This is a genomic window from Dietzia sp. 2505, assembly GCF_040546785.1.
Classification (GTDB): domain Bacteria; phylum Actinomycetota; class Actinomycetes; order Mycobacteriales; family Mycobacteriaceae; genus Dietzia.
The window spans coordinates 607,091-631,939 of record NZ_JBEPON010000001.1; the positions used below are offsets into that span (position 1 = coordinate 607,091).

Annotated in this window: 24 protein-coding genes and 1 riboswitch; of the genes, 17 read left to right on the forward strand and 7 right to left on the reverse strand. The window is 70.8% G+C overall.

The genetic code is table 11. The annotated features are described in order from the left end of the window. Nucleotides 1-36: 36 nt before the first annotated feature. From ABIE38_RS02730 to ABIE38_RS02745, 4 genes are all read left to right on the forward strand, one after another. Complete coding sequence (locus ABIE38_RS02730; RefSeq protein ID WP_354053893.1) at nucleotides 37-189, forward strand: hypothetical protein; 153 nt, start codon at nucleotides 37-39, stop codon at nucleotides 187-189. Nucleotides 190-269: 80 nt separating this feature from the next. Beyond that, nucleotides 270-417, forward strand: a riboswitch (cyclic di-AMP (ydaO/yuaA leader). 13 nt (nucleotides 418-430) lie between these two features. Beyond that, nucleotides 431-1,045 carry a C40 family peptidase gene (locus ABIE38_RS02735; protein WP_182644068.1) on the forward strand — a complete coding sequence of 205 codons (615 nt, stop codon included), beginning with the start codon at nucleotides 431-433 and terminating at the stop codon, nucleotides 1,043-1,045. 163 nt (nucleotides 1,046-1,208) lie between these two features. Further along, a complete protein-coding gene (locus tag ABIE38_RS02740; protein ID WP_354053894.1) occupies nucleotides 1,209-2,309 on the forward strand; it encodes an NlpC/P60 family protein in 1,101 nt (366 codons plus the stop codon). 52 nt (nucleotides 2,310-2,361) lie between these two features. Further along, nucleotides 2,362-3,495 carry a glycosyltransferase family 4 protein gene (locus ABIE38_RS02745; RefSeq protein ID WP_354053895.1) on the forward strand — a complete coding sequence of 378 codons (1,134 nt, stop codon included), beginning with the start codon at nucleotides 2,362-2,364 and terminating at the stop codon, nucleotides 3,493-3,495. 30 nt (nucleotides 3,496-3,525) lie between these two features. Here ABIE38_RS02745 and ABIE38_RS02750 read toward each other — a convergent pair whose 3' ends face one another. Next, nucleotides 3,526-5,325, reverse strand: a complete 1,800-nt coding sequence (locus tag ABIE38_RS02750; protein ID WP_354053896.1) for an AMP-dependent synthetase/ligase — start codon at nucleotides 5,323-5,325, stop codon at nucleotides 3,526-3,528. Nucleotides 5,326-5,470: 145 nt separating this feature from the next. On the opposite strand from ABIE38_RS02750, the gene ABIE38_RS02755 reads away from it, so the two are divergent. The 5 genes from ABIE38_RS02755 to ABIE38_RS02775 are packed head-to-tail and all read left to right on the forward strand — an operon-like array spanning nucleotide 5,471 to nucleotide 9,543. After that, nucleotides 5,471-5,932, forward strand: coding sequence for an SRPBCC family protein (locus ABIE38_RS02755; protein ID WP_182609375.1), 462 nt, complete (start codon nucleotides 5,471-5,473; stop codon nucleotides 5,930-5,932). Next, a complete protein-coding gene (locus tag ABIE38_RS02760; protein WP_354053897.1) occupies nucleotides 5,929-6,816 on the forward strand; it encodes a hypothetical protein in 888 nt (295 codons plus the stop codon). Before ABIE38_RS02755 ends, ABIE38_RS02760 begins: the two co-directional genes overlap by 4 nt. 47 nt (nucleotides 6,817-6,863) lie before the next feature. Continuing rightward, a complete protein-coding gene (locus ABIE38_RS02765; protein ID WP_354053898.1) occupies nucleotides 6,864-7,598 on the forward strand; it encodes a lysophospholipid acyltransferase family protein in 735 nt (244 codons plus the stop codon). A gap of 5 nt (nucleotides 7,599-7,603) precedes the next feature. Beyond that, on the forward strand, nucleotides 7,604-8,101 hold the full coding sequence (locus ABIE38_RS02770; RefSeq protein WP_354053899.1) for a polyadenylate-specific 3'-exoribonuclease AS: 498 nt from the start codon (nucleotides 7,604-7,606) through the stop codon (nucleotides 8,099-8,101). Between the two features lie 35 nt (nucleotides 8,102-8,136). Continuing rightward, entirely contained in the window at nucleotides 8,137-9,543 is a 1,407-nt protein-coding gene (locus ABIE38_RS02775) for a class II 3-deoxy-7-phosphoheptulonate synthase (protein ID WP_179525047.1), read from the forward strand. A gap of 50 nt (nucleotides 9,544-9,593) precedes the next feature. Here ABIE38_RS02775 and pknB read toward each other — a convergent pair whose 3' ends face one another. Next, nucleotides 9,594-11,777 (reverse strand): Stk1 family PASTA domain-containing Ser/Thr kinase, encoded by a 2,184-nt coding sequence (gene pknB, locus ABIE38_RS02780; protein WP_354053900.1) that lies wholly within the window; start codon nucleotides 11,775-11,777, stop codon nucleotides 9,594-9,596. Nucleotides 11,778-11,878: 101 nt separating this feature from the next. Here pknB and ABIE38_RS02785 point away from each other — a divergent pair, with 101 nt between their 5' ends. Further along, a complete protein-coding gene (locus ABIE38_RS02785; RefSeq protein WP_179525049.1) occupies nucleotides 11,879-12,247 on the forward strand; it encodes an Rv2175c family DNA-binding protein in 369 nt (122 codons plus the stop codon). Here the strand turns inward: ABIE38_RS02785 and mptB are convergent. Together mptB and ABIE38_RS02795 are read right to left on the reverse strand one after the other, a co-directional pair. Then, a complete protein-coding gene (gene mptB, locus ABIE38_RS02790) occupies nucleotides 12,216-13,775 on the reverse strand; it encodes a polyprenol phosphomannose-dependent alpha 1,6 mannosyltransferase MptB (RefSeq protein ID WP_354053901.1) in 1,560 nt (519 codons plus the stop codon). The genes ABIE38_RS02785 and mptB overlap by 32 nt on opposite strands. Before the next feature lie 2 nt (nucleotides 13,776-13,777). Further along, nucleotides 13,778-14,857, reverse strand: coding sequence for a polyprenyl synthetase family protein (locus ABIE38_RS02795; protein WP_354053902.1), 1,080 nt, complete (start codon nucleotides 14,855-14,857; stop codon nucleotides 13,778-13,780). A gap of 95 nt (nucleotides 14,858-14,952) precedes the next feature. Here ABIE38_RS02795 and metF point away from each other — a divergent pair, with 95 nt between their 5' ends. Beyond that, the gene (gene metF, locus ABIE38_RS02800; RefSeq protein ID WP_354053903.1) at nucleotides 14,953-15,930 is read left to right on the forward strand and encodes a methylenetetrahydrofolate reductase [NAD(P)H]; all 978 of its coding nucleotides are present in this window, start codon (nucleotides 14,953-14,955) and stop codon (nucleotides 15,928-15,930) included. A gap of 45 nt (nucleotides 15,931-15,975) precedes the next feature. Here the strand turns inward: metF and ABIE38_RS02805 are convergent, their stop codons facing one another. From ABIE38_RS02805 to ABIE38_RS02815, 3 genes are read right to left on the reverse strand one after another with little or no spacing between them, the layout of a single operon-like run. Beyond that, entirely contained in the window at nucleotides 15,976-16,704 is a 729-nt protein-coding gene (locus tag ABIE38_RS02805; RefSeq protein WP_354053904.1) for an LppM family (lipo)protein, read from the reverse strand. Next, entirely contained in the window at nucleotides 16,701-18,287 is a 1,587-nt protein-coding gene (locus ABIE38_RS02810; protein WP_354053905.1) for a phytoene desaturase family protein, read from the reverse strand. The genes ABIE38_RS02805 and ABIE38_RS02810 overlap by 4 nt, the downstream gene beginning before the upstream one ends. Further along, complete coding sequence (locus ABIE38_RS02815) at nucleotides 18,271-18,870, reverse strand: GNAT family N-acetyltransferase (protein WP_354053906.1); 600 nt, start codon at nucleotides 18,868-18,870, stop codon at nucleotides 18,271-18,273. The genes ABIE38_RS02810 and ABIE38_RS02815 overlap by 17 nt, the downstream gene beginning before the upstream one ends. Nucleotides 18,871-18,963: 93 nt before the next feature. On the opposite strand from ABIE38_RS02815, the gene ABIE38_RS02820 reads away from it, so the two are divergent. The 6 genes from ABIE38_RS02820 (at nucleotide 18,964) to ABIE38_RS02845 (ending at nucleotide 24,793) form a co-directional block, all read left to right on the forward strand. After that, complete coding sequence (locus tag ABIE38_RS02820) at nucleotides 18,964-19,368, forward strand: SAV_6107 family HEPN domain-containing protein (protein ID WP_354053907.1); 405 nt, start codon at nucleotides 18,964-18,966, stop codon at nucleotides 19,366-19,368. A 176-nt stretch (nucleotides 19,369-19,544) separates the two neighbouring features. After that, nucleotides 19,545-19,955: an SCO2097 family morphological protein gene (locus tag ABIE38_RS02825; RefSeq protein ID WP_354053908.1), complete on the forward strand. Its 411-nt coding sequence runs from the start codon at nucleotides 19,545-19,547 to the stop codon at nucleotides 19,953-19,955. A 411-nt stretch (nucleotides 19,956-20,366) separates the two neighbouring features. Beyond that, complete coding sequence (gene mraZ, locus ABIE38_RS02830) at nucleotides 20,367-20,843, forward strand: division/cell wall cluster transcriptional repressor MraZ (RefSeq protein WP_354053909.1); 477 nt, start codon at nucleotides 20,367-20,369, stop codon at nucleotides 20,841-20,843. 203 nt (nucleotides 20,844-21,046) lie between these two features. Beyond that, nucleotides 21,047-22,069 carry a 16S rRNA (cytosine(1402)-N(4))-methyltransferase RsmH gene (gene rsmH / locus ABIE38_RS02835; protein ID WP_354054073.1) on the forward strand — a complete coding sequence of 341 codons (1,023 nt, stop codon included), beginning with the start codon at nucleotides 21,047-21,049 and terminating at the stop codon, nucleotides 22,067-22,069. Then, nucleotides 22,066-22,854 (forward strand): cell division protein FtsL, encoded by a 789-nt coding sequence (gene ftsL, locus ABIE38_RS02840; RefSeq protein ID WP_354053910.1) that lies wholly within the window; start codon nucleotides 22,066-22,068, stop codon nucleotides 22,852-22,854. The genes rsmH and ftsL overlap by 4 nt, the downstream gene beginning before the upstream one ends. 25 nt (nucleotides 22,855-22,879) lie before the next feature. Further along, entirely contained in the window at nucleotides 22,880-24,793 is a 1,914-nt protein-coding gene (locus ABIE38_RS02845) for a peptidoglycan D,D-transpeptidase FtsI family protein (RefSeq protein WP_502914704.1), read from the forward strand. Nucleotides 24,794-24,849 lie beyond the last annotated feature (56 nt).

Consider the following 24,849-nt stretch of genomic DNA (forward strand, 5'->3'; position numbering starts at 1 on the left):
GTCCGCCCGCGCCGGTGCGAGGACTGCGTAATCTCGGTGCTCTTCTCCGAAGAATCCCAGGTGGACGCGCTATCCGAGGAGTCGTGCGGGTACGTCCTGGAGCCGGATGTGCGATCGGCGATCGAGGTGCTCATGGAGCTCGGAATGGTCTCGAGCGTCGAGATCGTGGCGTCGGAAACGGCCGCCTAGCGGATGGACTGGACTTCGACGAGATGGTTTCGTAACCTTTTCGAGACCTCGGAAGTCATCACCCGCCCGCCGGTGGGGGGCCGGGGTCACCACCAAAGCGCCACCACGGCGCACCGGGGAACCACGTTCCACTGGGGTGAATCGCCCGAGGGCCGAGAGGTCCGGGCGTAGGACAGACTTCCGTGTCCGAACCCGTCAGCTAACCCGGTCGGTGTCCAGGAAGAAAGAGGAAATCACTCTCGTGGGAGCCCACAGCATCAAGGCCAGCTCGACCGGGCGCCGTGTCGCCACCGCAGGACTGCTCGCAGCGGGAGCCGCCATCGCCGGCGCCGGGACCGCGGCCGCCGCACCGGTGACCGTCGACGTCCCCGTCGAACTGCGTCTGCCCGGTGTGCCCGCACAGGTCACCGTCGATCTCCCTGAGGGCATCGCCCTCCCGGCCGGCCTCGCCCAGGCCGCCGCCGCACAGGCGGCCCCCGTCGAGTTCGCCGCCCCGGCGCCGCAGATCTCCACCGGTCAGCGCATCCTCGACGCCGCCAGCACCCGCGTCGGCTCGCCGTACGCATGGGGTGCCACCGGCCCCAACTCGTTCGACTGCTCCGGCCTGACCTCATGGGCGTACAAGGAGGCGGGCATCTCCATCCCGCGCACCAGCCAGGCCCAGATCGGCGGCGGGACCCAGGTCTCCAAGGCCGACCTGCAGCCGGGGGACATCGTCGCCTTCTACAGCGGCGCCAGCCACGTGGGCATCTACGCCGGTAACGGCCAGGTCGTGCACGCCCCGTACTCCGGCACGTCGGTGAGCTACGCGCCGCTGGACTCCATGCCGTTCTACGGCGCGACCCGCTACTACTGAGTCGCCTCGCACCACGCTTTTCCGCGGACCCCGCCGAGCACCGGTCACGTAACCGGTACCGGCGGGGTTCGTCGTCTGTACCATCTCGACCACGGAGCGTGACGGTGTCCCCGCCGCGCTCCGGCCGTCACCGAACAGAGACCCGAGAGTGCCACATTTCCCCATGACCCACAGAGTCCGGTCGGCCGCGCTCACCGCGGCGACTCTCGTCGTCCTGAGTTCCGGTGTCGTGACGGTGTCGGCCCAGACCGCGGACCCCTCCCGGGCCGTGGGTCCGGCGGAGATGGTGGGCCCGGCGCAGAGCACGGTCCGGGCCGGAGATGACTCGGCGGAGGGCCCACCCGGTGAGGACCTGGCGGAGCTGGCGAGATTGTCCGGGGAGGCCGGGGCGCTCGGGGAGGAGCTCCATCTGGCGCGGGCGGAACTCGAGCGGGCCAACGCCGAGCGGGACCGACGCGAGCGCGAGGCCGGGGTCGCCGCGGGCCTCGCCGTGGTCGCCGATGCCGGTGCCTCGCGCGACCAGTCCCTGGTGGATCGACTCGCGACCGTGCGTTATCGCGGGGGCGACACCGGGGCCACGCGGGCCGCCGTCCTCGCCGAGAGCCCGCGCGACCTGGTCGACCGGCTCGGTACGTTGCAGCGGCTCTCCGGCGCCACCACCACCGCACTGGACGCCTCGCGTGCCGCCTCGGTGGAGGCCGCCCGCCTCCGCAGGGACGCGGACGTGGCATCGGAGATCGCGCGGGCCTCGGCCCGGGACGCCCAGGGGCGGGCGGATGAGCTCGATCGGCGCTCGGAGGAGATGCGGGTGCGGATCGATGAGGTGAGACGTCGTGTCGACGCCCTCTCGGACGCGCAGCGCGCACTCTGGGCCGGCGGCCCCCTGGTCCCGCCCGGCTACGTCGCCCCGGCTGTCGACGGCGTCAACACGGCGGCGCTGAACGTGGCGCTCACCCGGCTCGGTTCCCCGTATTCCTGGGGGGCGACCGGCGCCGAGGAGTTCGACTGCTCGGGACTCATGGTGTGGGCGTACGCGCAGGAGGGGAAGACGCTACCGCGGTCGAGTCAGGCGCAGGCGGTGTCGGGCGCGCCCGTCGCGATGGCCGACATCCAACCTGGCGACCTGGTCATCTACTACCCGGGGGCGACCCACGTCGGTATGTACGCCGGCGACGGGCTGGTACTGCACGCGCCGACCTATGGCGTCCCGGTCAAACTCGAGAAGGTCGACGCGATGCCGATCAGCGGGATCCGTCGGTACTGACTCGGGGACGCCGGGCGGGACATCCCCGGACACTGTGGCAGTCTCGGACGTGATGACGAAGACGCTGCTGATCACCAACGACTACCCGCCGCGGCCCGGCGGAATCCAGTCGTACCTGGAGACCTATCTGGCGCATCTCGATCCCGAGGACGTGGCGGTCCTCGCCTCGACGTTCCGGGGCAGTGAGTCGACCGAGTACGACGACTCCCGTCCCTACCTGGTCGAGAGGGTGCCGACGGAGATGCTGCTGCCCACGCCGGAGCTCGCGGCGCGTGCGCGGAGGCTCGCCTCGGATTTCGGGGCGAGCACGGTGTGGTTCGGTGCGGCTGCGCCGCTGGCCGCGATGGCGCCCGTCCTCCGGGAGGGTCCCGTCACGCGGATCGTCGCCAGCACCCACGGCCACGAGGTGGGGTGGTCGATGCTGCCGGGTTCGCGGCAGGTTCTCAGACTGATCGGGGAGTCCACCGACGCCGTCACCTACGTGAGTGACTACACGCGACGTCGTTTCGCGGCGGCGTTCGGCCCACACGCCCGACTGGTGCACCAGCCGGGAGGGGTCGACACGGACAGGTTCCGTCCCGACCCGGTGCGGCGAAGGGCGATCCGGGAGCGATACGGGGTGGCCGACCGGGAGGTGATCGTGTGCCTGTCGCGACTCGTCCCGCGCAAGGGTCAGGACGCGCTCATCCGCTCGATGCCGGAGATCGCCCGCCGAGTTCCGGGAGCCGTCCTCGTCGTCGTCGGTGGTGGTCCGTACCGGCGGACGCTGGAAGGTCTCGCCCGCAGGCACGGAGTGTCCGACCGGGTCATCTTCACCGGTCGGATCCCGGCGGACGAGATCGTCGACCACCACCGGATGGCGGACGTGTTCGCCATGCCGTGCCGCACCCGGGGCGGGGGACTGGACGTGGAGGGGCTGGGGATCGTGTACCTGGAGGCCTCCGCCTGCGGTGTCCCCGTGGTGGCCGGCCGGAGTGGTGGTGCCCCGGAGACCGTCCTGGACGGGAGCACCGGTCTCGTGGTGGACGGGACCTCGGACGGCGAGATCGTCGAGGCCGTGGCCGGTCTGCTCTCGGACCGGCCACGCGCCTCCGCGATGGGCGTCCGCGGACGCACCTGGGTTCTCGGATCGTGGCGCTGGGAGGACCTGGCTCGCGACATGCGACGGGTGCTCTCCGGCGACTGACCCCGCTCCGACCCCGGTCCTGGCCTCGGGTCAGGCGTAGAGGTCCTCGATCTGTGCCGCGAACTTCTGGTGCACCACGTTCCGCTTGACCTTGAGGGAGGCGGTGAGCTCCCCGGTCTCCTCGGTGAACTGATCGGGCAGCACGTGATACTTCTTGATCGCCTCCGAGTGGGAGACGGTCCGGTTGGCCCGGGACAGTGCCTGGTCGAGATGCTCGATCATGTCCGCGTCCCGGAGCAGCTCGTAGAGCGAACCGGTCTTGCCGTGGTGGGCCTTCCACCGCTCCAGCGCCTCCGGGTCGAGGGTGAGCAGCACCGAGATGAACGGCTTGCCGTCGCCCACGCACACCGCCTCGGCGACGAGCGGATCGGCCCGGAGCGCGTCCTCGAGCTGGCTCGGGGCGACGTTCTTGCCCCCGGCGGTGACGATGATCTCCTTCTTGCGGCCGGTGATGGTCAGGTAACCGTCCTCGTCCAGCGACCCGAGGTCCCCGGTCCTGAACCACCCGTCGGAGAACGCTTCGGCGGTGGCGCGCTCGTTGCGCCAGTATCCGGAGGTCACCACCGGTCCGCTCACCTCGACCTCACCGTCCGGTGCGATCCGGACCGCACACCCGGGCAGCGGCTGGCCGACTGTGCCGATACGCATCTGACCGGGGGTGTTGACCGCGATCGCGGCGCACGTCTCCGTGAGGCCGTACCCCTCGAAGATGTTGACCCCGATGCCGTCGAAGAAGTGCGTCAGGCGCTCGCCTAGGGGTGCCCCGCCCGAGATGGCGATCTCGCAGCGTCCGCCGAGCGCCGCGACGAGCTTGGCGTAGACGAGCTTGGCGAACAGGGCGTGGCGGAGCCGGAGCAGCGGCCCGACCCGTCCACTGCGGTTGGCCTTGGAGTACGCGACAGCGGTGTCGGTGGCCTTGTCGAACATCCAGGCCTTGAGGGTGCCGCCGTCCTGGGCGGTGGCCTGTGCCTTGTTGAAGACCTTCTGGAACACGCGAGGGACGGCAAGGATGTAATGGGGCTGCATCTCGGAGAACGTGTCCACGAGATTGGTCAGGTCCGACGAGTGGGCGATGCGGACACCGGCGTGGAACCCGGCGTAGGTGATGGCGCGGGCCAGCACGTGGGCCAGGGGCAGGAACATGACGGTGGTCGCGTCCTGACGGAGGTACTGGTTGAACGGGGTCTCGAGGACCGCGAGGGCCTCGGACATGAAGTTGCGGTGGGTGAGCATGCAGCCCTTGGGGCGTCCGGTGGTGCCCGAGGTGTAGATCAACGTCGCGGGGGAGTCGGCGGTCACCCCGGCGCGCCGTTCGTCGAGTACCGAGTCGGGCACATCGGTCGCGCCCGCGGCGAGGGCGTCCAACGCGGGGGTGGCTCCCTCGATCACGAGGACGTCGGGGGCCGCCTCCAGCCCGGCGATCCCCTCGCGGGTGGTGGCGGCGTGGGTCTCCTTCTCGACGATGACGAGCCGGGCGCCCGAATCCTCCATGATCCAACGGATCTGCTCGGCCGAGGAGCTGTCGTAGACGGGCACCGTGACCGCGCCGGCGGCCCAGATCGCGAAGTCGATCACGTTCCACTCGTATCGGGTCGAGCACAGGAGGGCGACCCTGTCCCCGGCCTGGACGCCCCGGGCGACGAGGCCCCGACCCACCACGCGGACCGTCTCGGCGAACTCCCTGTTGGTGACATCCGTCCACCGACCGTCGACCGGCCGCTGGAACGCCACGTTGTTCGGCGTCCGCCCCGCACGGTCGTATGCCGCCTGGGCGCAGGACCAGTCGTCGGGGACGGTGAACGTGGCGGGGGCGGCGACGTATTCGCGCAAAGTGTCCTCCTGGTGGAGACGATCGATGGTCTAATCGCAGTGAGGACACACTATCCCCGGGGCCGGACGGCATCCACGTCACCCGTGTGCCCGGGCGCCGGTCGCCGGAGCGCATCCCGACCGAAGATATGTGAAGCTGGGGGATATGAGCGAGGACAACGGCGCCCCAGAGGTGTGGCCGACCAGCGACTCCACGGTGATCGACGCGACGGTCGAGGACGTGATGGCCGTCATCTCGGACTTCGATTCGTATCCCGAATGGTCCACGTCGATCCGGGTCGCCGAGGTCCTGTCCGTCGGCGCGGACGGTCGGCCGGACCGGGTCCGGTTCGCCCTGGAGGCGGGCGCGATCGTCGACGACTACGTCCTCGCCTACTCCTGGTCGGCGGACCACAGGGTCGTCGAGTGGAGGCTGGAGAGCTCGGCGCTGCAACGTGCCCAGAAGGGCTCCTATCGCCTCGAACCGGTCGAGGGCGGCACCAGGGTCGACTACGAGCTGGAGATCGAACTCGTGGTGCCGGTGATCGGCCGGCTCCGCGACCGGGCCGAACGGCGGATCCTCTCCGAGGCCCTGCGCGAACTCAAGCGCCGGGCCGAGTCGCGGTGACCGGCGCCAGGGTCGCGATCGTCATGGGGGGAGACCCCCCGGCCAGGTCGGAGGCGACCGCGGAGTTCCTGCTGGACGCGGGTGGAACCGCTCTGATCCTGACCGGGTACCCCGGTGCGGTGGATCCGCGGTTGGACACGACCGACGAGGGCCCCGTGGAGGTCCGTGTCGAGGACGCCACCGCGAGACTCGAGTCGTACAGGTCCGGTGCGGTGGATCCGGACGACGACGTTCTCGCGGCGCTGTCCACCGGAGGGGATGCGCCCCTCGCCTCGGTCCTGGGATGGGAGTACGCCCGGCGGGCGGCCGCCGCGGGAGTGTGGGACGTGGTGGTGGTGGAACTCGACGGCGACCTCGCGGCGGTCCGGAGGATCGCAGCGGCGGGGGAGTTGGCGGCGCTGGTGGAGTCGCGCTGGCCCGCGCACGTGCGGTTCGCCTCGATGGCCGCCGGTGACCGCGCGGACGCCCGGACCCGCGAGGCGCACCGACTGTCCCTCCTCGCGGCGGAGGTCTCGACGTTCCTCGCGGGGCCCCTCGAGGTGATGGTCGCGGGGAGTGCACCGGACCGGACCGCGGCGCTGGCCGAACTCGCCCGCGGCGCGGTCACCCCCTCCGTCTCCCCGGACGGCGGTGGCGGATACCGGGTGGAGTGCCCGGTGCCGGATCGTCCGACGACCCCGCCCGCGGTCGAGGGCGACGAGCTGCGGTTGGAACACGACGGTGTCCGGACGGTGGTGCGGCTGCCCGCGATGCTGTCCCGGTGCACGCTCGTCACCACACACTTCGACCCCGAGGCGCGCGCCGTGATCGCAGGCTTCGTCCCCGATCCCGAGCTGTGGCCACCTAATCTCGTCCCGTCCGGATTCGCCGACCGATCCGGGTAGTATCCGCTCCGTCAAGTCCCCCACGACGGAAGGTCCGGTGACCCAAGTTGCTGTACTGGTTGTTCAAGTACGTGATCATCGGGCCCTTCCTACGATTGACCAGTCGGCCGGTCATCACCGGCCGGGAGAACTTCCCGACCAGCGGGGCGGCGGTCCTCGTGGGCAATCACGAGTCGGTGGCCGACTGGCTGTTCACCCCGCTCCTGCTTCCCCGGCGGGTCACGTTCCTGGCGAAAAGCGACTACTTCACCGGTAGCGGGATCCGCGGCATGCTCAGCAGGTGGTTCTTCTCCGGGACCGGTCAGTACCCGATCGACCGCACCGACGCCGATGCCGCCCAGGCCGCTCTCAACGCGGGCCTCGAGGTCCTCTCGTCGGGTCAGATCCTGTGCGTCTACCCGGAGGGGACCCGGTCACCGGACGGGCGGCTGTACCGCGGCAAGACCGGGCCCGCCCGGCTCGCGCTGCGCGCCGGGGTCCCGATCGTCCCCGTGGGCGTGATCGGGACCGGTGAGTACATCCGCAAGGTCAACCGTCCCCACCGCCGGACCCGGGTCCGGGTGATGATCGGGGAACCACTCGACCTGACGCCGTGGGCCGGGCGGGAGGGCGACCGCGTGGCCGAGCGGGAGATCACCGATGAGTTCATGCGGCGCATCCAGGCGTTGACGGGTCAGGAGTACGTCCACGACATCTACGGCGCGGAGATGAAGAAGCGCTACGAGGCGGTGCGCGAGTCGGGGCGCAACCTCCTCGACCAGCCCGTCGAGGGACAGCGCTGACGCCGGTGCGCTACTTCTACGACTGTGAGTTCATCGAGGACGGCACCACCATCGACCTGGTGTCGGTGGGGGTGGTGGCGGAGGACGGACGCGAGTTCTACGCGGTGTCCACGGATTTCGACCCCGCGAAGGCCGGCCCGTGGGTCCGGCGGAACGTCCTGCCGAAGCTGCCCAATCCCTCCTCATCGGCCTGGATGTCGCGTGCGGGGATCCGGGACGGGTTGTACGCCTTCGTCACCGCACCGATCTCCGGGCCGGTCGAGCTGTGGGCGTGGATCGGGGCCTATGACCACGTCGCGGTGTGTCAGCTCTGGGGTGACATGACCCAGCTGCCAGCGGCGATGCCGAGGTTCACGCGGGACGTGCGCCAGCTGTGGGAGATGGCCGGGCAACCGGAGCTGCCCCCGCACCCGGGCGGAGCCCACGACGCCCTCGGCGATGCCCGCCATTCGTGGTTGAGATTCGGGGCGATCGCGGCGAAGGCGCCCCACCTGGGTCTCTGAGGTCCGCGCCGGCGGCGGTGGCGTATCCTCGCGGGGTGAGCAACTGGACAGTCGACGTCGACATCGCACAGCTTCCCGACCTCCCCCCGCTCTCGGCGGATCTCGATCGGCTGCTGGCGGACGCCCTGTCGCGACCCGCGCTGCAGCAACCGTCGTGGGATCCCGATCACGCCGCCGCGATGCGCAAGGTCCTTGAGAGCGTGCCCCCCATCTGCGTGGCCTCTGAGGTCGAGCATCTCTCGGACCGGCTTGCCGATGTCGCGCACGGGCGCGCGTTCCTGCTCCAGGGCGGGGACTGCGCGGAGACGTTCGAGGCCAACACCGAGCCGCACATCAAGGGCGTGATCCGCACGCTCCTGCAGATGTCCGTCGTCCTGACCTACGGCGCGTCCATGCCGGTGGTGAAGGTCGGCCGGATCGCCGGTCAGTACGCCAAACCGCGCTCCGCCGACCGGGACGCCACCGGCCTGCTCTCCTACCGCGGGGACATGGTCAACGGGCTCGACGCGGACGACACCGCTCGTGAGCACGACGCGTCCCGCCTGGTCCGCGCCTACGCCAACGCCGCCGCGGCGATGAACCTGGTCCGCTCCCTGACGGCCTCGGGAACGGCGGACCTGCACCGCGTGCACGAGTGGAACATGGAGTTCGTCGCCGGGTCGCCGGCCGGCGCGCGCTACGAGGCGCTCGCGGCGGAGGTCGATCGCGGGCTGCGGTTCATGGACGCCTGCGGTGTCTCCGACGAGAACCTGCGGTCGGCGGACATCTTCTCCTCCCACGAGGCGCTGGTACTCGACTACGAGCGCGCGATGTTGCGTCTGGCCGACGACGGGACGGGCCTCACGGGTGACGCGGAGCAGGGGCTGTACGACCTCTCGGCCCACTTCCTGTGGATCGGGGAGCGGACCCGTGGGATCGACGACGCCCACGTGGCGTTCGCCTCACTCATCGAGAACCCGATCGGTCTGAAGATCGGGCCCTCGACCACCCCGGAACTCGCGGTGGAATACGTGGAGAAGCTCGACCCACGCAATCGCCCGGGACGCCTGACGCTGGTCTCCCGCATGGGCAACGACAAGGTCAGGGACGCACTCCCGCCGATCGTGCAGGCCGTCGAGGCCTCGGGACACAAGGTCATCTGGCAGTGCGACCCGATGCACGGCAACACCCATTCCACGTCGAACGGCTACAAGACCCGTCACTTCGACCGGATCATCGACGAGGTCCAGGGCTTCTTCGAGGTCCATCACGCCCTCGGCTCGCACCCGGGCGGGATCCACATCGAGCTCACGGGTGAGGACGTCACCGAGTGCCTCGGGGGCGCCCAGGACATCTCCGACCTCGATCTGGCCGGGCGGTACGAGACCGCCTGCGACCCGAGGCTCAACACCCAGCAGTCGCTCGAGTTGGCCTATTTGGTGGCGGAGATGCTCCGCAACTGAGCCGTGGCCTGAGCCGGGACGGCCGCGCCCCCGGGGCCGCCCGGGCGGAGTCAGCCCAGTGCGTCGATCTCGACCCCGCTGCCCCGTGCCACGACCCGCCCGGGCAGGGGGTTCTGACCGTAGACGATCCCGCCCGGTGATCCGGTGTCGAGGGAAGGGGTGAGCCCCGCGTCCCGGAGAGTCCGCTGGGCGTCCGAGGCCCGGGACCCGAGGACGACGGGGACGGTCACCGCGTTGGACGGGACGACCCGCAGCACGGCGTTCGCGGGGTCGAGTCGCCGGCCGGCGGGCGGGTCGGTGCTGACCACCCGGCCGTCGGAGATCCGGCGGTCGGTCACGGGCGCCTCACGGACGATCGTGAACCCGGCCCTGCTGAGCACGTCCGTCGCCTCGTCCAGCGGCACGTCCCTGATGTCGGGGACGGTGAGGGCGTTGGAGACCAGCAGCGTCACCCCGTCTCCGCGGGCGACGTCCGATCCGGTGTCCGGGTCGGTGCCCACGGCCAGTCCGCCGTCCACCTCGTCGTCGTAGACCCGTCTGACCTCCGACACGGTGAGCCCGGATCCCTCCAGCGCGGCCCGTGCCTGCTCCTCCTCGAGGCCCGCGACATCGGGGACGCTCACCGGCGCGGGACCCGAACTCGTCACCATCGAGACCCTGGTCCCCACGTCGACGGTTGTCCCGGGCCGCGGTTCCAGGGCCACCACCTGACCCACCGGGACCGAGTCGGAGTGCTCGGTCCCGCCCCGGACCGGTTCGAGCGAGTTCTCCCGCAGGAGTGTGGACACGGTGTCGACGTCGCGTCCGGCACCCACCTCGGGCACGACCGGGCGGCCCACGGAGACCAGGACCGCCACCGTCTCGCCCCGGGGCACCCGGGTCCCGGCCTCGGGGTCGGTCCCGACCAGTCCGGCCCGGGGGACGTCGTTGCTGAACGCATCGCGGGTGGAGGCGGACAACCCGACTTCGTTCACGACCTCGGTCGCCTGTCCCACCGACATGCCCTGAACCGCGGGGACGGTGACGAAGCGTCCGGACCCGAGCCACCATCCGGCGACGGCGAGGGCGATGGCGACCGCCAGCACGACCACCAGCCACAGCAGGCCGAGCCTGCGTCGGGGACGGACGGGGGCCCGGTCCGGGACCGGTTCCACCTCCCCTCGGGCGTAGGACTCCTCGGCGACGGGGGGCGGCGGGACCGCGTCGAGTCCGACCCTCGTGTGCATCCGTGTGGGGACGGGGCCGTCACCGTGGCCGAGCGCCTCGCCGCTCTCGCGATCGGCGGCGTCGAACTCCGTGGCGCCGCCGGGCGCCGATCGCGCCGCGGCGGCGCGGGCCCGGGACCAGGACGACTGGCTGGGCGCCGGGACGACATAGGTGGGGAAGCGTCCGATCTCGGCCGCCCGGTCCAGGTCGTCGAGCATCTCCCCGGCATCCTGGTAGCGGTCCTCGCGGCTCCGCCGCGTCGCCCGGAGGATGAGGTGGTCGAGGTCCTCCGCCACGGAATCGGACTGGTCGGAGGGCGCCGGGACGTCGGTGTCGAGGCGCCGGTAGGCCACGGCGATCGAGTTGTCCCCGTTGAACGGGGGTTCGCCGGTGAGCATCTCGTAGGCGAGCACCCCCAGGGAGTACAGGTCCGAGCGCCCGTCGGTGTCGGCGCCGGAGATCTGCTCGGGGGAGAGGTAGGCGGCGGTGCCCATCACCACGCTCCGCGAGGTCGCCCTGGACTCGGCCACCGCGCGGACGAGGCCGAAGTCGGCGAGCTTCACCGCCCCGGTGGTGGAGATGAGGACGTTCTCGGGCTTGATGTCGCGGTGGACCAGCCCGGCCTCGTGGGCCTCGCGGAGGGCGCCGAGGAGGGGGCGGAGCACGGCGGCGGCGGCGTACGGGGGCATGGGGCCGCGCTCGTCCAGTAGTTCGCGCAGCGTGCCGCCCGGGACCAGTTCCATCACGAGGAAGGCGGTGTCCCCCTCGACCCCCTGGTCGAAGACCTGGACGATGCCGGGGTCGGAGAGCCGCGCGGCCGAGCGTGCCTCGAGGGTGAACCGGTCGACGAAGGCGCGATCACCGGCGAGGGCGGGGTCCAACAGCTTGACGGCGACATGGCGGTCCAACCGCTCGTCCGTGGCGAGGTGCACGATCGACATCCCGCCGCGCGCGATCACGGCGTCGAGTCGGTAGCGCCCGTCGAGCACGGTTCCCGGCCCTGGTAGCTGCCCGTCGTGAGTGGTCATGGAGTCCATTCTGCCCGTCGGCGTCCCGATCTCGGTATGCAACCGGGCCGTGCGCCCCGCGGTGGTGACCGCCGGGCCCCGCTGGGACTAACGTGGTGGCCGTGAGTACCGTTCCGCACTGTGATGACGTCCTGCCCGGGGACGTCGAGACGATCAATCTTCCCGAGGTGTCCCGGCGACTGGGCATCCCTGTCACCCGCGTGCACGACCTCCTCCGCGAGGGGGGGTTGATCGCCGTCCGACGTGCCGGTGTGGTGGTGGTCCCCGCGGTGTTCCTGGACGACGACGACGAGGTGGCGCGTTTCCTGCCCGGGCTCGTCTCGGTTCTCCGTGACGGGGGTTACCGCGACGAGGAGATCCTGCGGTGGCTCTTCACGGAGGACGACAGCCTGCCGGGTCGCCCCGCGGACGCGCTACACGGTCATCGGGCCCGGGAGGTCATCCGGCGCGCTCAGGCGATGGCGTTCTGACCCTGCCGGTGGCCCGCCACCACCACCAGGCCACCGCCAGCGAGGCGAGTACCGCGATCCCGGAGAGCACGGGGCTGTAGAGGCTGGTCGATCCGTTCGGCCCGATCGCCATGACCAGGAACACGGTCATCCCGACCGCTGCCGTGGTGGCCCGGGGCCCCGGCTTCGCCAGCACCCAGAACGCGGTTACCCAGACGTAATACCAGGGCCAGGCCAGCGAGTTGAGAACGACGAAGGCGAGCAACGCGAGCATGATGCCGCGGAGCGCCGTCATCCGGTCCCGGCGATGACGCCACCACACGGCGACCAGCACCACGGCGAGCACCACCCGCCCGACCTGCCGGGACACGGCGAGCACATCCTCGAATCCGGGGGAGTCGGTGACCGCGTGGTACAGGTGTGCTGCCGCCGTGGGTGCGCTGAGGTAGTTGATCACCCTGTCGGAGACGGCGATCGCGTTGAACCACCCGATCCCGGTACCGGAGGCGAGGGTTGCCAGCCCGAGGACGGCCACCGCGATCACGGCGGCCAGTGCAGTGTCCCCGAGGGCCCGGGCCACAGGTCTGGCCACCGACTGGTCCTCGCGCCGACGGGTCAGCGCGATCCACAGTAGGAACGGGGCGACGATCACCGCGGTGGCCTTGAACGCCACCGCGATCCCGATCGCCGCGCCAGCCCACGCCCGGCGACCGTCGAGGGCCAGAACGACAGCCCCGAGGCAGGCGACGAGCGGGAAGATCTCGTTGTGCAGCCCGCCCGCCAGGTGGATCACCGACAGCGGGGACGCGCACGCCAGCCAGACCGCGGCCCCCGGGTCCACCCCGGTGCGACGGGCCGCCATCATAAGGATCACGGTCAGTGCGGCCAGTGCCGCCAACACCGCCACGCGCAGGATGACGATCCCCACCGCGGGGTGCCCGCCGGACACGGCGACCACGATCCGCATGAGGATCAGGTGCAGCGGACCGTAGGGTGTCGCGGTCGACCGCCAGTCGGGGCTGACCTCGTCGGTGAAGGGTCCCGGGTTGGCCTCGGGGCCGACCTCGTAGGGATCGACCCCCGCGGCGGTCATCGCCCCCTGGGCGAGGTACGACCACGCGTCGCGGCTGAACATCGGCACCGCGGGCAGTGACGGTAGCGACCACAACGCGGTGGCCCAGACCGCGTCCCGCGTGGGGAGTCGGCCCGACAGCGCCCGGGGGCCCAGTGCCAGCCAGGCGGTGAACAGCAGGGCCACACCGATCCAGCACAGCACCAGGGCCAGGACCTCGCCGTGGCCGAAGGTGAACCCGAGCAGGCCCACGGCGACGGCGGGACCGCCGTCCATCGGCAGGGCGCCGGCACCGAAACCGCCGAGGGTCAGAAGCGCGGACCCGAGCATCCCGCGGTACAGGGCGGGGCCCGAGGGGCCGGACAGCGCGGCGCGGGCGGAGGAGGTGAGCGACCTGGCCACCACGGTGGCGCGCGCCCGCGCCGACGGATCCGACGAGGGAGGCGAGACGGCCCCCGGGGCCGGGCCCGGTGCCATCGTCACGCCCGACGACGGGTGGCGGCCTCGGCCAGGTCGCGCAGGGTGACCCGGCCGTGCTCGCTCACCGCGTCGGAACCGATCGCGTCCAGTGCCCGCACGGTGAGGGTGTCGATCTCCGCCTCGACGGAGGCGACCGCCCCCGAGTCCACGAGGATCCGGCGAGCCCGCTCGAGGTCGGCGGTGTCGAGGTCGGTGCCGAGGACCGAGAGCAGGAAATCCGCGTCCCCGGTCGGTGCCAGGGCCGTCGCCCTGGCCAACAGGAGGGTGCGTTTGCCCTCACGGAGGTCGTCCCCGGACGGCTTGCCCGTGACCTCGGGGTCACCGAACACACCGAGCATGTCATCGCGGAGCTGGAAGGCCTGTCCCACGGCCACACCGAACTCACGGAGCGCCGTGACGGTGTCGGCCCCGGCCCCGGCGAGCTCGGCACCGATGTGGAGTGGCCGCTCCACGGTGTACGCCGCGGTCTTGAAGCGGTTGACCCGGGCCGGCGTCAGCTCGTCCGTCGCGCCGGAGGACTCCGCGAGGATGTCGAGCATCTGACCCGAGAGCACCTCGGTCTTCATGGCGTACCAGGGCGCGAGCGCGCGGCCGAGCGCGGCCGGATCCGCGCCCGAGGTCACGAACATCTCGTCCGCCCAGGTCAGGGCCAGGTCACCGACGAGAATCGCCTGCGAGACGCCGTACCGGGCGGGGTCCCCGGACCATCCCAGGTCCCGGTGGGCGGCCTCGATCGAGCGATGGACGGTGGGTCTGCCGCGACGGGTGTCGGAGGCGTCCACGATGTCGTCGTGGATGAGGGCGCACGCCTGGATCAACTCGAGTGCCGCGCAGGCGGTGACGATCTCGTCCGGGACGACGGCGTCCGCGGGGCTCACCGCCGACCACCCCGCCAGGCCGAACCGGGGCCGCATCCGTTTGCCACCGTTCAGGACGAAGTCCGCGAGCAGACCCGCCAGGGTGTCGACACGATCGTCGACCCCTGACACGACCCGGCGCCGTCCGTCGAGATGGCGACGGAGGGCGCCGAGGATCCGCTCTCCGTCGTCTGGACGAGTCGCCGTGACCACGGTCACCATCCCTTCCGGGCACCGCCGCCCGGCAGCCCTCGTTACCGTGATCCTAGACGCCGGGCGGAGGTCGGCACCGGCGCGTGTCGGGCTACCCTGGTCCGGTGACCCAGCTACCCGACATCGACCCAGCGGGCGGCGACCGACACCCGAGTATCGTGGACCGGATCGCCTCGTCGAGCACCCCCAGGGTGCCCTTCTCCGTCGAGTTCTACCCACCCCGGGACGAGGCCGCGGAGGCACGTCTCTGGCGGGCCGCCTCCGTGTTCTCCGAACTGGGCGCGGCGTTCGTGTCCGTTACCTACGGGGCCGGCGGGTCCACCCGTGACCGGACGGTCAGGGTCGTCGAGAGGGTGGTCAGCGAGACCGACCTGGTGCCCATCGCCCACCTGACGGCCGTGGGGCACACGGTCGCCGAACTGCGCGAGATGATCCAGATGTACGCCGATGTCGGCGTCACCAACATCCTCGCCCTCCGGGGGGACCCCCCCGGGGACCCGCTGGGTGACTGGACCCCGCACCCCGAGGGCCTGCACTACGCGGAGGAACTCGTGCGACTGATCCACGAGGTCGGGGACTTCCACGTGGGGGTCGCGTCCTTCCCGGAGGGGCACTACCGGGCGCGGGACCTGGACCACGACACCGAGATCCTGCTCAACAAACTGCGCGCCGGCGCCGAGTACTCGATCACGCAGATGTTCTGGGACGTGGAGCACTACCTGCGCCTCCGGGACCGTCTCGCGGTCGCGGACGCGGAGCAGGCCGCCAAGCCGGTCATCCCCGGGCTCATGCCCGTGACGAGCCTCCGTCAGGTCCGCCGGATGGTGGAGCTGTCGGGGTGCGCCCTCCCGGACGGCCTGTCGGACCGGTTGCGCGCGGCGGCGGGTGACGGGCCGGAGGAGGACCGTGCCGCGGTCCGCGAGGTGGGGATCGAGTTCGCCACCGAGCTCTGTGAGCGCCTGATCGGCGAGGGCGTGCCCTGCCTGCACTTCAACACCCTCAACTTCTCCCGTGCCACACATGAGGTGCTGGCCAACCTGTCGATGGTCCCGTCCCCGGGGGTCGGGGCGAGCAGGGCCTGACGCGGTGCCCCCGCGGTCCGTGCGCCCCGTGGGATCCCCGCGAGGTCAGCGTACGAGCCGGTCCGACCGGGCCCGGGAGGTCCGGGCGGCCAGGATCGTCCCGATCGACACCAGTAGAGCAGCGCCTATCCCGACGATCATCCACACCGCGAAACCGCGGGTCGCCGGATCCGGGTAGGACGAGGACGCCTGCATCCGGGTGATGGACCCCGGCGCCGGTGTCCAACTCACCGAGTTGCCCCCACCGAGCGTGCCGTTCGTCTCCCCGATGCGGTTGGGGAACGTGAGGTCCACCCGGGTCGTCGCGGAATCCGCGCGGTCCTCCGGAACCCCGGAGAGGTCCACCGAGCCGGTGAACGAGACCGTGTCGCCGCTCCGGCGGAAACCCAGTGTGTACGGCCTCGCCCCCTCGACCTCGATGGCCAGGGACAGTGCGTCGACCTCGGCGAAGGTCAGCTGGGTGAAGTAGATCTCCCTGCCGGTGAAGCCGTCCGCGGAGTATGCGGTGATCCGCACCTTCTGCTCCAGGCCGGACGGAGTGGACAGCCGGTCCAGAGCGGCCGTCTGCGCCGGCTGGTCGCCGGCCACCAGGATGCGACCCGAGACGGTGTCGTCCTTCCGCACACTCATTTGGGCGTTCAGCTGCAGACACCCGGTGAGGACGAACAGCATCGTCACCAGGGCGGTGACGCCCATGATCCGGCGACGCACGGGGGAGTGTGCGGCCGTCACGGGGCTGGTCGCGGTGGTGCTCGGTTCGATCACGCTCGTCATTGTGCCCGCGTGCGGCGCCGACGCCGCGTCGACGTGCCGAGTCGGCGACCGACGAGACGCGCCACCGTCCTCCCGCTGGTGCCGATGACGCCACCGCCGGGATGGGTGGAGGCGCCCGCGAGGAACACGCCGTCGGCACCGGGGACGGTGTGTCCGGCGAGATCCGGGTGGGGCCGCATAGGGAGCATCTGATCGAGGGACATCTCCACGTGCATCACGTTGCCCCCGATCAGACCGAGTTCGGTCTCCAGGTCCTCCGGTGTCTGGACGTGACGGTGGACGATCGAATCGGTGAGCCCGGGGGCGAACCGCTCCGCGGCCGCGATGATCCGGTCCGCCTCACCCGGACCCGCCTCCGACCAGGAGCGCCCGTCCGCCAGATGCCGCGGGTGCCATTGCGACCACAGGGTCAGTTCGTGCCGGCCCGCCGGCGCCAGCGAGGGGTCGAGCGAGCTGAAGCTCATGGCGAGGACGGCGGGATCGGCATCGAGCCCGCCGGCCGCGGCGACCCCGTACCGGCGATCGAGTCGTCGGCGGTCCGTCACCAGCAACTGCAGACCGTGCGCACTGGTGGTCGTGGGCACACCCGGGTACCGGGGCAGATCGGTCGTGCCCAGCCGGACCACCATCCCGAGCCCGAACCCCGGACGGATCCTGCGGCGCCAGGCGTCGAGACCCTCCGCGGGGAGTTCGTGGGCCAGGAGGTCCAGGGTGGTGTGGACGTGACAGGCCGCCACGACGGCCGAGCAGTGCAACGACGGGCCCCCCGCGGTATCCACCCGCCAACCGGCCCCCGAGCGGCGGATCGCCGTCGCCCCGGCGCCCGCCGTGACCGATCCGCCACCGGCCCGGACGGCGGAGACGAGTGCGTCGGCGAGAGCGCCCGACCCGCCGATCGCACGGCCGGGAGGGGTCTGGTGCATGAGCGCGGCGAAACCGATCATCGGAGCGGTGCCGGGATGGGACATCGGCGGTCCGGACTGTGCGCCGAACCAGGACAGGGCGGCCTTGAGCCGCTCGGACGTGAAGGTCTGGTCGAGCAGCGCATCGCCGGAGGCCAGGAAGGTCTGGACCGCGCCGAAGGGATCCCGGAGATCGTCGCGTCCGAGGAACGCGGAACCCAGACGCGGAGCGGTGGCGCGAACGCTGAACCCCTTCATCATCCGCCCGGCGAGGACCTCCCACCTGCGGACGAATCCGCGGTAGGCGTCAGCGTCCGCCCGCCCGCAGGCTGCGGCGATGCTCGCACAGGTCTCGTCGAGGTCGCGGTGGAAGACGATCGGCGGGGTGTCGCTGCCCGGCGGGGCGGGGGCGAAACCCCACGGGTCACAGTCCACGTACCTCAGTCCGTGGGCGGCCAGGTCGAGCTCCTCCGGGATGCCGGTGTGCCGGATCATCAGGTGGGCTGACGAACCACGGTCCGTGCGGTGCCCGGGGTAGCGCTCGACGGTGGAGGTGGCGCCGCCCAGGACGGTGTCCTTCTCCACCACGTGGACGTCGAGCCCGGATCGCGCGAGATAGGCGGCGCAGACCAGACCGTTGTGACCGGAACCGATCACCACGACGTCATGACTGTTGTTCACGCGGGCCTCCGTGTTGGGTGAGGGGGAGCGACCGCGAGAGTACGGCGAACGGCCGGGCGTCGCCTTCGAACCTGTAGGCCCTGAGCACATCCGAGAAGCCCATCGACCGGTACAGCCGCCACGCCCCGTTGGCCTCGTCGGGGACCTCGGGGGTCGAGAGCAACACGGATCCCTCCGTGCGGCCGGACAGGAACCGCCGGAGTAACGCAGTGCCTATGCCGTGCCCCTGAAAGCGGGGGGAGACGTGGAGCTCCGTCAACTCGACGTAGTCCGTCGGCAGCCGCTGATCCTGTTCTCGCAGCCCTCGTGCCACCTGCTCGTACCACCACTGGCCGGGTGATCCCCGGTAGCCGTAGCAGATGGCGACCAGGGGCCCACGGGCGTGACCGAGAAGGCGCCGACGCGGCGCCTCGAAGGCCGCGACCCCGGACCACCCCTCACGGTGGCTGTGCTCCATCCACGCGGGGGCGCGGGATCGGATCACCTGGGACGGGTACCCCATGGCGTCGACGTAGACACCGAGCGCCTCCGGCAGTCGGTCACGGAACTCCCCGGCGTCCAGGCTGGTGATCACGGTGTCCATCCACCCCATCTCATCACGTGCACGCGTTCGCGACCGCGAGTTGTGTCGTACCCCGCCGATACCGTGCGGTGCAGAAGGGGAGGTGCAGCGGAGATGGCGTCGAGAACCGCAGTTCGTGCGCCGGGCGGGGGTGGCATCGGGTCCCTCGGTCGGGCAGGGCGTGCCGAGGTCCACCGGGGCCGGGCTCTGGCCGCGGCGTCACCCGCCGAGCGGTTTCTCGAGTCCTACCGGGCGGCCCGTTCGGCCGCGGCCGCGCTCCTGTCCCCGGGACCGCGTCGCAGGGGCCCGTCCGATGTGTGGCACCGGCTCGCGGCAGAGGTTCCCGAGCTGGCGGAATGGGCCTCCGCCTTCGGCGGGTACTCGGCCCTCGCGGCCGCCGTGGAGGACGGGCTTCCCCGTACGGTCACACCCCGCATGGCGGACGATTTCCTCTGGGCTGTTGGTCGCTTCCTCGACCTCGTGGACGAGCGGTTGGGAGTACTGGGTCCGGCGGCGTGAGGTCGAGGACGCCGTGTCGGGCGAGCTTCTGCTGCGTCCACGGAATCCCGGTGGTCACCACCGCCTTCCGCTCGTATGATGGAGTCAACCCTTGACCGGCTGATCCCCGTAGACGGTCGACGTCACACGGCCGAGCCGGCCGAGCTCGTAACCGCGAGCGTTCTAAGGAGGTCGAAGTGCCCCTGTCAGAGCACGAGCAGCGCATGCTCGACGAGATCGAGAATGCGCTCTACGCCGACGACCCCAAGTTCGCGTCGTCTGTCCGTAAGACCGGTGGGACCGGCGGCCGCCGTCCTGCCGGGCTGGTGGTGATCCTCGGTCTCGTGGGGGTCGCGCTCCTCGTGGGCGGGTTGGCACTCGACTTCAAACCGGGCGGGTTTCCCGTCCTCAGTCTCGTGGGTTTCCTCGTGATGTTCGCGGCAGGCGTGCTGGCAATGCGCTCGGTGCCGTCCAAGGCGTCGCCATCGGCCGGTTCCGCGGGCGGAGCCCGGGTGCCGGGTACGGGTAAGGCGTCCACCAAGGGAGCCGAGGGGCAGAGCTACTCCTCTCGCATGGAGGATCGTTTCCGGCGTCGCTTCGAGCAGTAGCCAGAACGACTGATCACGTCCCGGGAGGGGCGAGCGCATCCGCGCTCGCCCCTCCCGCCCATTTCGGCGGCGAGTGTCGCGGCTGACCGGGGACTCATCGACGTCGGGACGCCCTGCGGCGGCTCGCCCCACAATGCGCCCCCCGGCTCTCCACTTCGCCCCACCCGGGATCCATCAATCGCCCCGTGGGCCTGAAATAGTCACAGAAACCACAGGGGTTCGCTTTCCGAGGTCGTCTCCGACCTGACCCGTGGCGGGAAATGTGGCTGGCCATGGCTCGTTAGAGGGCTCTGAACTGGGAAGACATACGTAGGTGGGGAGAAGTGGGGCGCAGGCCTTGTTTGTGGGGCGTTGTGGGGTACAGTGGGGGACGCGAGGAGCTCGAAGGGGCCTGAACCCAGGAGGTGGCGGGTGACCGACACCGATCCCACCGACTCCGAGCGTGAACGAGCCTTCGTCGGGTACGGGACGCACCGTCCCAAGCTCGACGACAAGGGGCGGCTGACGATCCCCGCCAGATTCAGGCCTGGACTGGCCGACGGGGTGGTCGTGTGTGGGTGGTTCACCAACACGCTCTCGGTCTTCCCGGAACGCGAGTTCGACGCGTTGGTCAGAAAGGTCCGGCCGACCGCCAACCTCAGTGAGAGGCACATGGCGTTCTTCCGGCTCCTGGTGAGCGGCGCGGAGGTCCAACAACTCGATTCGCAGGGACGGGTCTCCATTCCGGCGAGTCAGCGGAACTACGCGGGCCTCGACAAGGACTGCGTGGTCAACGGCCTCGGAGAGCGTCTCGAAGTCTGGGACGCCGAGGCATGGGACCGCTACAGCGCGGAGAACCTCCCCGTGTTCTCCGAGATGGAGGGCACCTCCCTGGGGATCGAGTTCTGATCCCCGGGACGGACCCGTACGACTGCACGACGGAACGACAGCACGACTGCACGACTGCACGACTGCACGACGGACGGAGCCCCCCGGCCCCTGCCCGGCACCACCCTGACGTACTTCCCCAACGCCAGGTGGGTACCGGACGGGGACCAGGGGGCTCCACCACAACCGGAGCACCGATGACATCCGGACGCGAGGGAGGCGACATGGCGGACGAGCCCGACTCCGACCGCGCGGCTGCCCGGTCCGGTCACATCCCCGTCTTCCTCGACCGCACCCTCGAACTCTTCCGGCCCGTCGTCGACGCCGCGGCCGCGGGAGGCCGCCGCCCGGTGATCGTCGACGGCACCTTGGGCCTGGGCGGCCACACCTCGCATCTCCTCGCCGAATTCGACGACCTGAGGGTGGTCGGGGTGGACCGCGACCCGGAGGCCCTCGAGATCGCCACCCGCAGACTCACCGCCTACCGGGACCGGTTCACTCCCGTTCACGCCCGCTTCGACGACTTCGACCTGATCGTGGACAGCCTCCCCGAGGACGCGAGGGACGGGGCCGGCCCGGCGATCGACGGCGTGCTGCTGGACTTCGGGGTCTCCTCGATGCAGCTCGACGTGGCCGAACGTGGTTTCGCGTACTCGGTCGACTCCCCGCTGGACATGAGGATGGACCCCACCACGGGCCCGACCGCCGCCGACATCCTGGCGGACTACCCCCGTAACGACCTCGCCAGGATCTTCCGCGTCTACGGCGAGGAGCGGTTCGCGCGTCAGATCGCCTCCGCGATCGTGCGCCGCCGCGAGACCGATCCGATCGCCTCCAGTGCCCAACTCGTCGAGCTGCTCTACGACACCATCCCGCAGGGCGCCCGCCGCACCGGCGGGCATCCGGGCAAACGCGTCTTCCAGGCTCTGCGCATCGAGGTCAACGCCGAGCTCGAGGCTGTGGAGAACGCGGTCCCCGGGTACCTCGACCTGCTGCGGGGTGACGGGCGGGCGGTGTTCATGGCGTACCACTCGCTCGAGGACAAGATCGTCAAGCGTGAACTGACCACCCGGACCGCCTCGCGCACCCCGGCCGGTCTACCCGTGGAACTGCCCGGACACGGACCTGAGTTCGAGGCCGTGACCCGGGGTGCGGAGAAAGCCTCACAGTCCGAGATCGATCACAACCCGCGCTCGGCCTCGGTCCGGGTGCGCTGCGTCCGGCGTATCGACGGGAGAACCTCATGACGAGCACGATCGACACGTCGGATCCCGCCGACGACCTCGACACCCGGCCCGGCACCACGACCGAGGGCGCCGCGCCGGTCAGAGGCGTCGGGGCCGTGGGACTGCGCCGGAAGCCGGTCACCCGCTCGGTCCGGGGCCGTCGTACGGTGGTCGTCCCCGCGGAACGGCTAAGTCCTGCCGAGCTCGCGGGGAGGATCCCCTTCGTCGTCGTCATGCTCCTCCTCATCGGTAGCGGCGTCGGCGGCACACTCCTGCTGTCCGCGCAGACCACCCAGGACACCTACAACCTCAAGAACGCGCGTGACGCCAACGTGCAGCTCGTCGAACGCATGGAGGCCCTCCAGGCGTCCAACGAACGCGCCCGGTCGGCGGAGGTCCTGGCGCAGCGCGCCGAGAAGCTCGGGATGGTCGGGGTCGCCAGTGCCCCGATCCTCACCAGGGGCTCGGACGGTGTGATCGAGGTGGTCGGCGAGCCCGAGGCGAAGCTCGGCGCGCCGGTCAAGCCGCTGCAGCCGGCTCCGGTAGCGTCCGAACCGTCGACGTCGCCCGACCGGGGCGGATTCGACGCACCGCCCGCGCAGGCGCCCCAGGACAGGACCCCTCGCGGGGTCGCCCCCGTCCCGTATCCGCCACTCGCCGCTCGTCCGGCCCCCGTCGCGCCGCCGGCGCCGATGGACGAGCCCGCCGCCCCGGCCCCGGCCGAGGCCCCCGCACCCCCGGTTCCCGCACCCGCCCCGGGCGTTGACGCCGCGACACTCGCGCCGGTGCCCGGCCCCCTCTACTGACGACACGACCTGCGAAAGGCCCCCGATGACCGATCGACGCAACCCGGGACAGGGACCGCGAGTCCCCTCGGGGGCCCCTCGTGGCAGCCGGTCGGGCGATGGTCGGCCCCCCACCCGCTCCGGCAGGGTCCTCACCTCGGCGTCGACGGACCGGCGGTTCACCTGGATGCGCTCCGCCTTCGTGGTGATCATGGTGATCGCGCTGGTCAAGCTGCTGTGGGTTCAGACGATCGGCGGCACCGAACTCGCGGCCCGGGCGGAGAGCCAACGGCAGGTCCATCAGGTGCTCCCCGCCACCCGCGGCGCCATCGTCGATATGCACGGCGACCCGATCGCGTTCACCCGGGAAGCCCGTGATCTGTCCATCCAGCCACTGGTCGAACAGCGCAACGCCGAGGCGCGCAGGGAACTGGACCGCACCAAACCCACCTGGGACGAGCTGGTCGACGAGATCGGTGACGAGTTCGAGTCCGTGCTCGGGGACAAGGTGGACCGGGAGGAGATCGAGGCCAAGCTCACGTCCGAGGGTGGCTTCACCTACCTCGTCCGCAACGTCGACGTGACCCAGGCCAACGCGATCACCAGGAAGTTCCCGATGATCGGCGCGGAGCGTGTGGACATCCGCGAGTACCCGGGCGGTGCCCTCGCGGCCAACGTGGTGGGAGCCACGTCGAAGAGCGACGACGGCAAACTCATCGGCCTGCAGGGCATCGAGGCGTCCTTCAACGACGAACTCGACGGCGAGGACGGCCGGCAGACCTTTGACAGGGCCCAGGACGACACGGTGATCCCGGGGACGCTGCGGAACGTCTCGGCACCACGCGACGGCGACACGATCCGCCTGACCCTCGACGCGGACCTGCAGTGGCACGTCCAGAAGGCGGTGCAGTCCGCCAAGGACTCCTCGGGCGCGCAGAGCGCGTCCGCGGTCGTGTTGGACTCCCGGACCGGCGAGGTCCGCGCGATGGCCAACGACAACACCTTCAACCCCGCGGTGGGGATCGGCGCCGAGCTCGAGCGCGGGGCCGACCTCGGTAACCCGGCGATCACCTCGCCGTTCGAGCCCGGGTCGGTGCAGAAGATCATCACCGCCGCAGCGGCGATCGAGGCCGGGCTGACCGATCCCGGGGAGGTCCACTCCGTGGACGGGAGTATCAGTATGGAGGGGGTGACCGTCTCCGACGCGTGGCAGCACGGACCCACGCCGTACACGACCACGGGCATCTTCGGGAAGTCCTCCAACGTCGGGACCCTCATGCTGGCCCAGCGGGTCGGCAAGGAGCCGTACTCGCAGTATCTGGAGAAGTTCGGGTTGGGGCAGCGCTCCGGAATCGAACTCGCCGGTGAATCGGACGGGTTGGTGCCCGACCTGCAGAACTGGCAGGGCGGTACCTTCGCCAACCTGCCGATCGGCCAGGGTTTGTCCATGACGACCCTGCAGATGGCGGGTATCTATCAGACGATCGCCAACGACGGGGTCCGGGTGCCGCCCCGGATCGTCGCCGAGCGGGTGGACCCGGACGGTGAGACCCATGTGTCCGAGCGGCCGGAGGGCGAGCGGGTGGTGAGTGAGCAGACCGCTCGCACGGTGCGCGACATGTTCCGCTCGGTGGTCCAGTCCGGGCCGGGGGCACAGGCGGGAACGGGCCCTCAGGCCGCTGTGGCCGGTTACCAGATCAGCGGTAAGACCGGTACGGCCCAGCAGATCGACCCGTCGTGTGCGTGCTACTCCAACTCGCGTTACTGGATCACCTTCTCCGGGATCCTGCCCGCCGACGATCCGCGGTACGTGATCTCGATCATGCTCGACGCCCCCCAACGCGGCGCCCTCGGCGCGTCCGCCGCACCGCTGTTCCACGACATCGCCTCCTGGCTGGTCAACCGGGACAACATCCCGCCGTCCGCCCCCGCAGCGGACCTGATCCTGCAGGCGCAGTGACCCGCGAGCGGCAAGGTAGCGTGTAGCGGGTTCACGGGGGGTCACGGACAACGAGA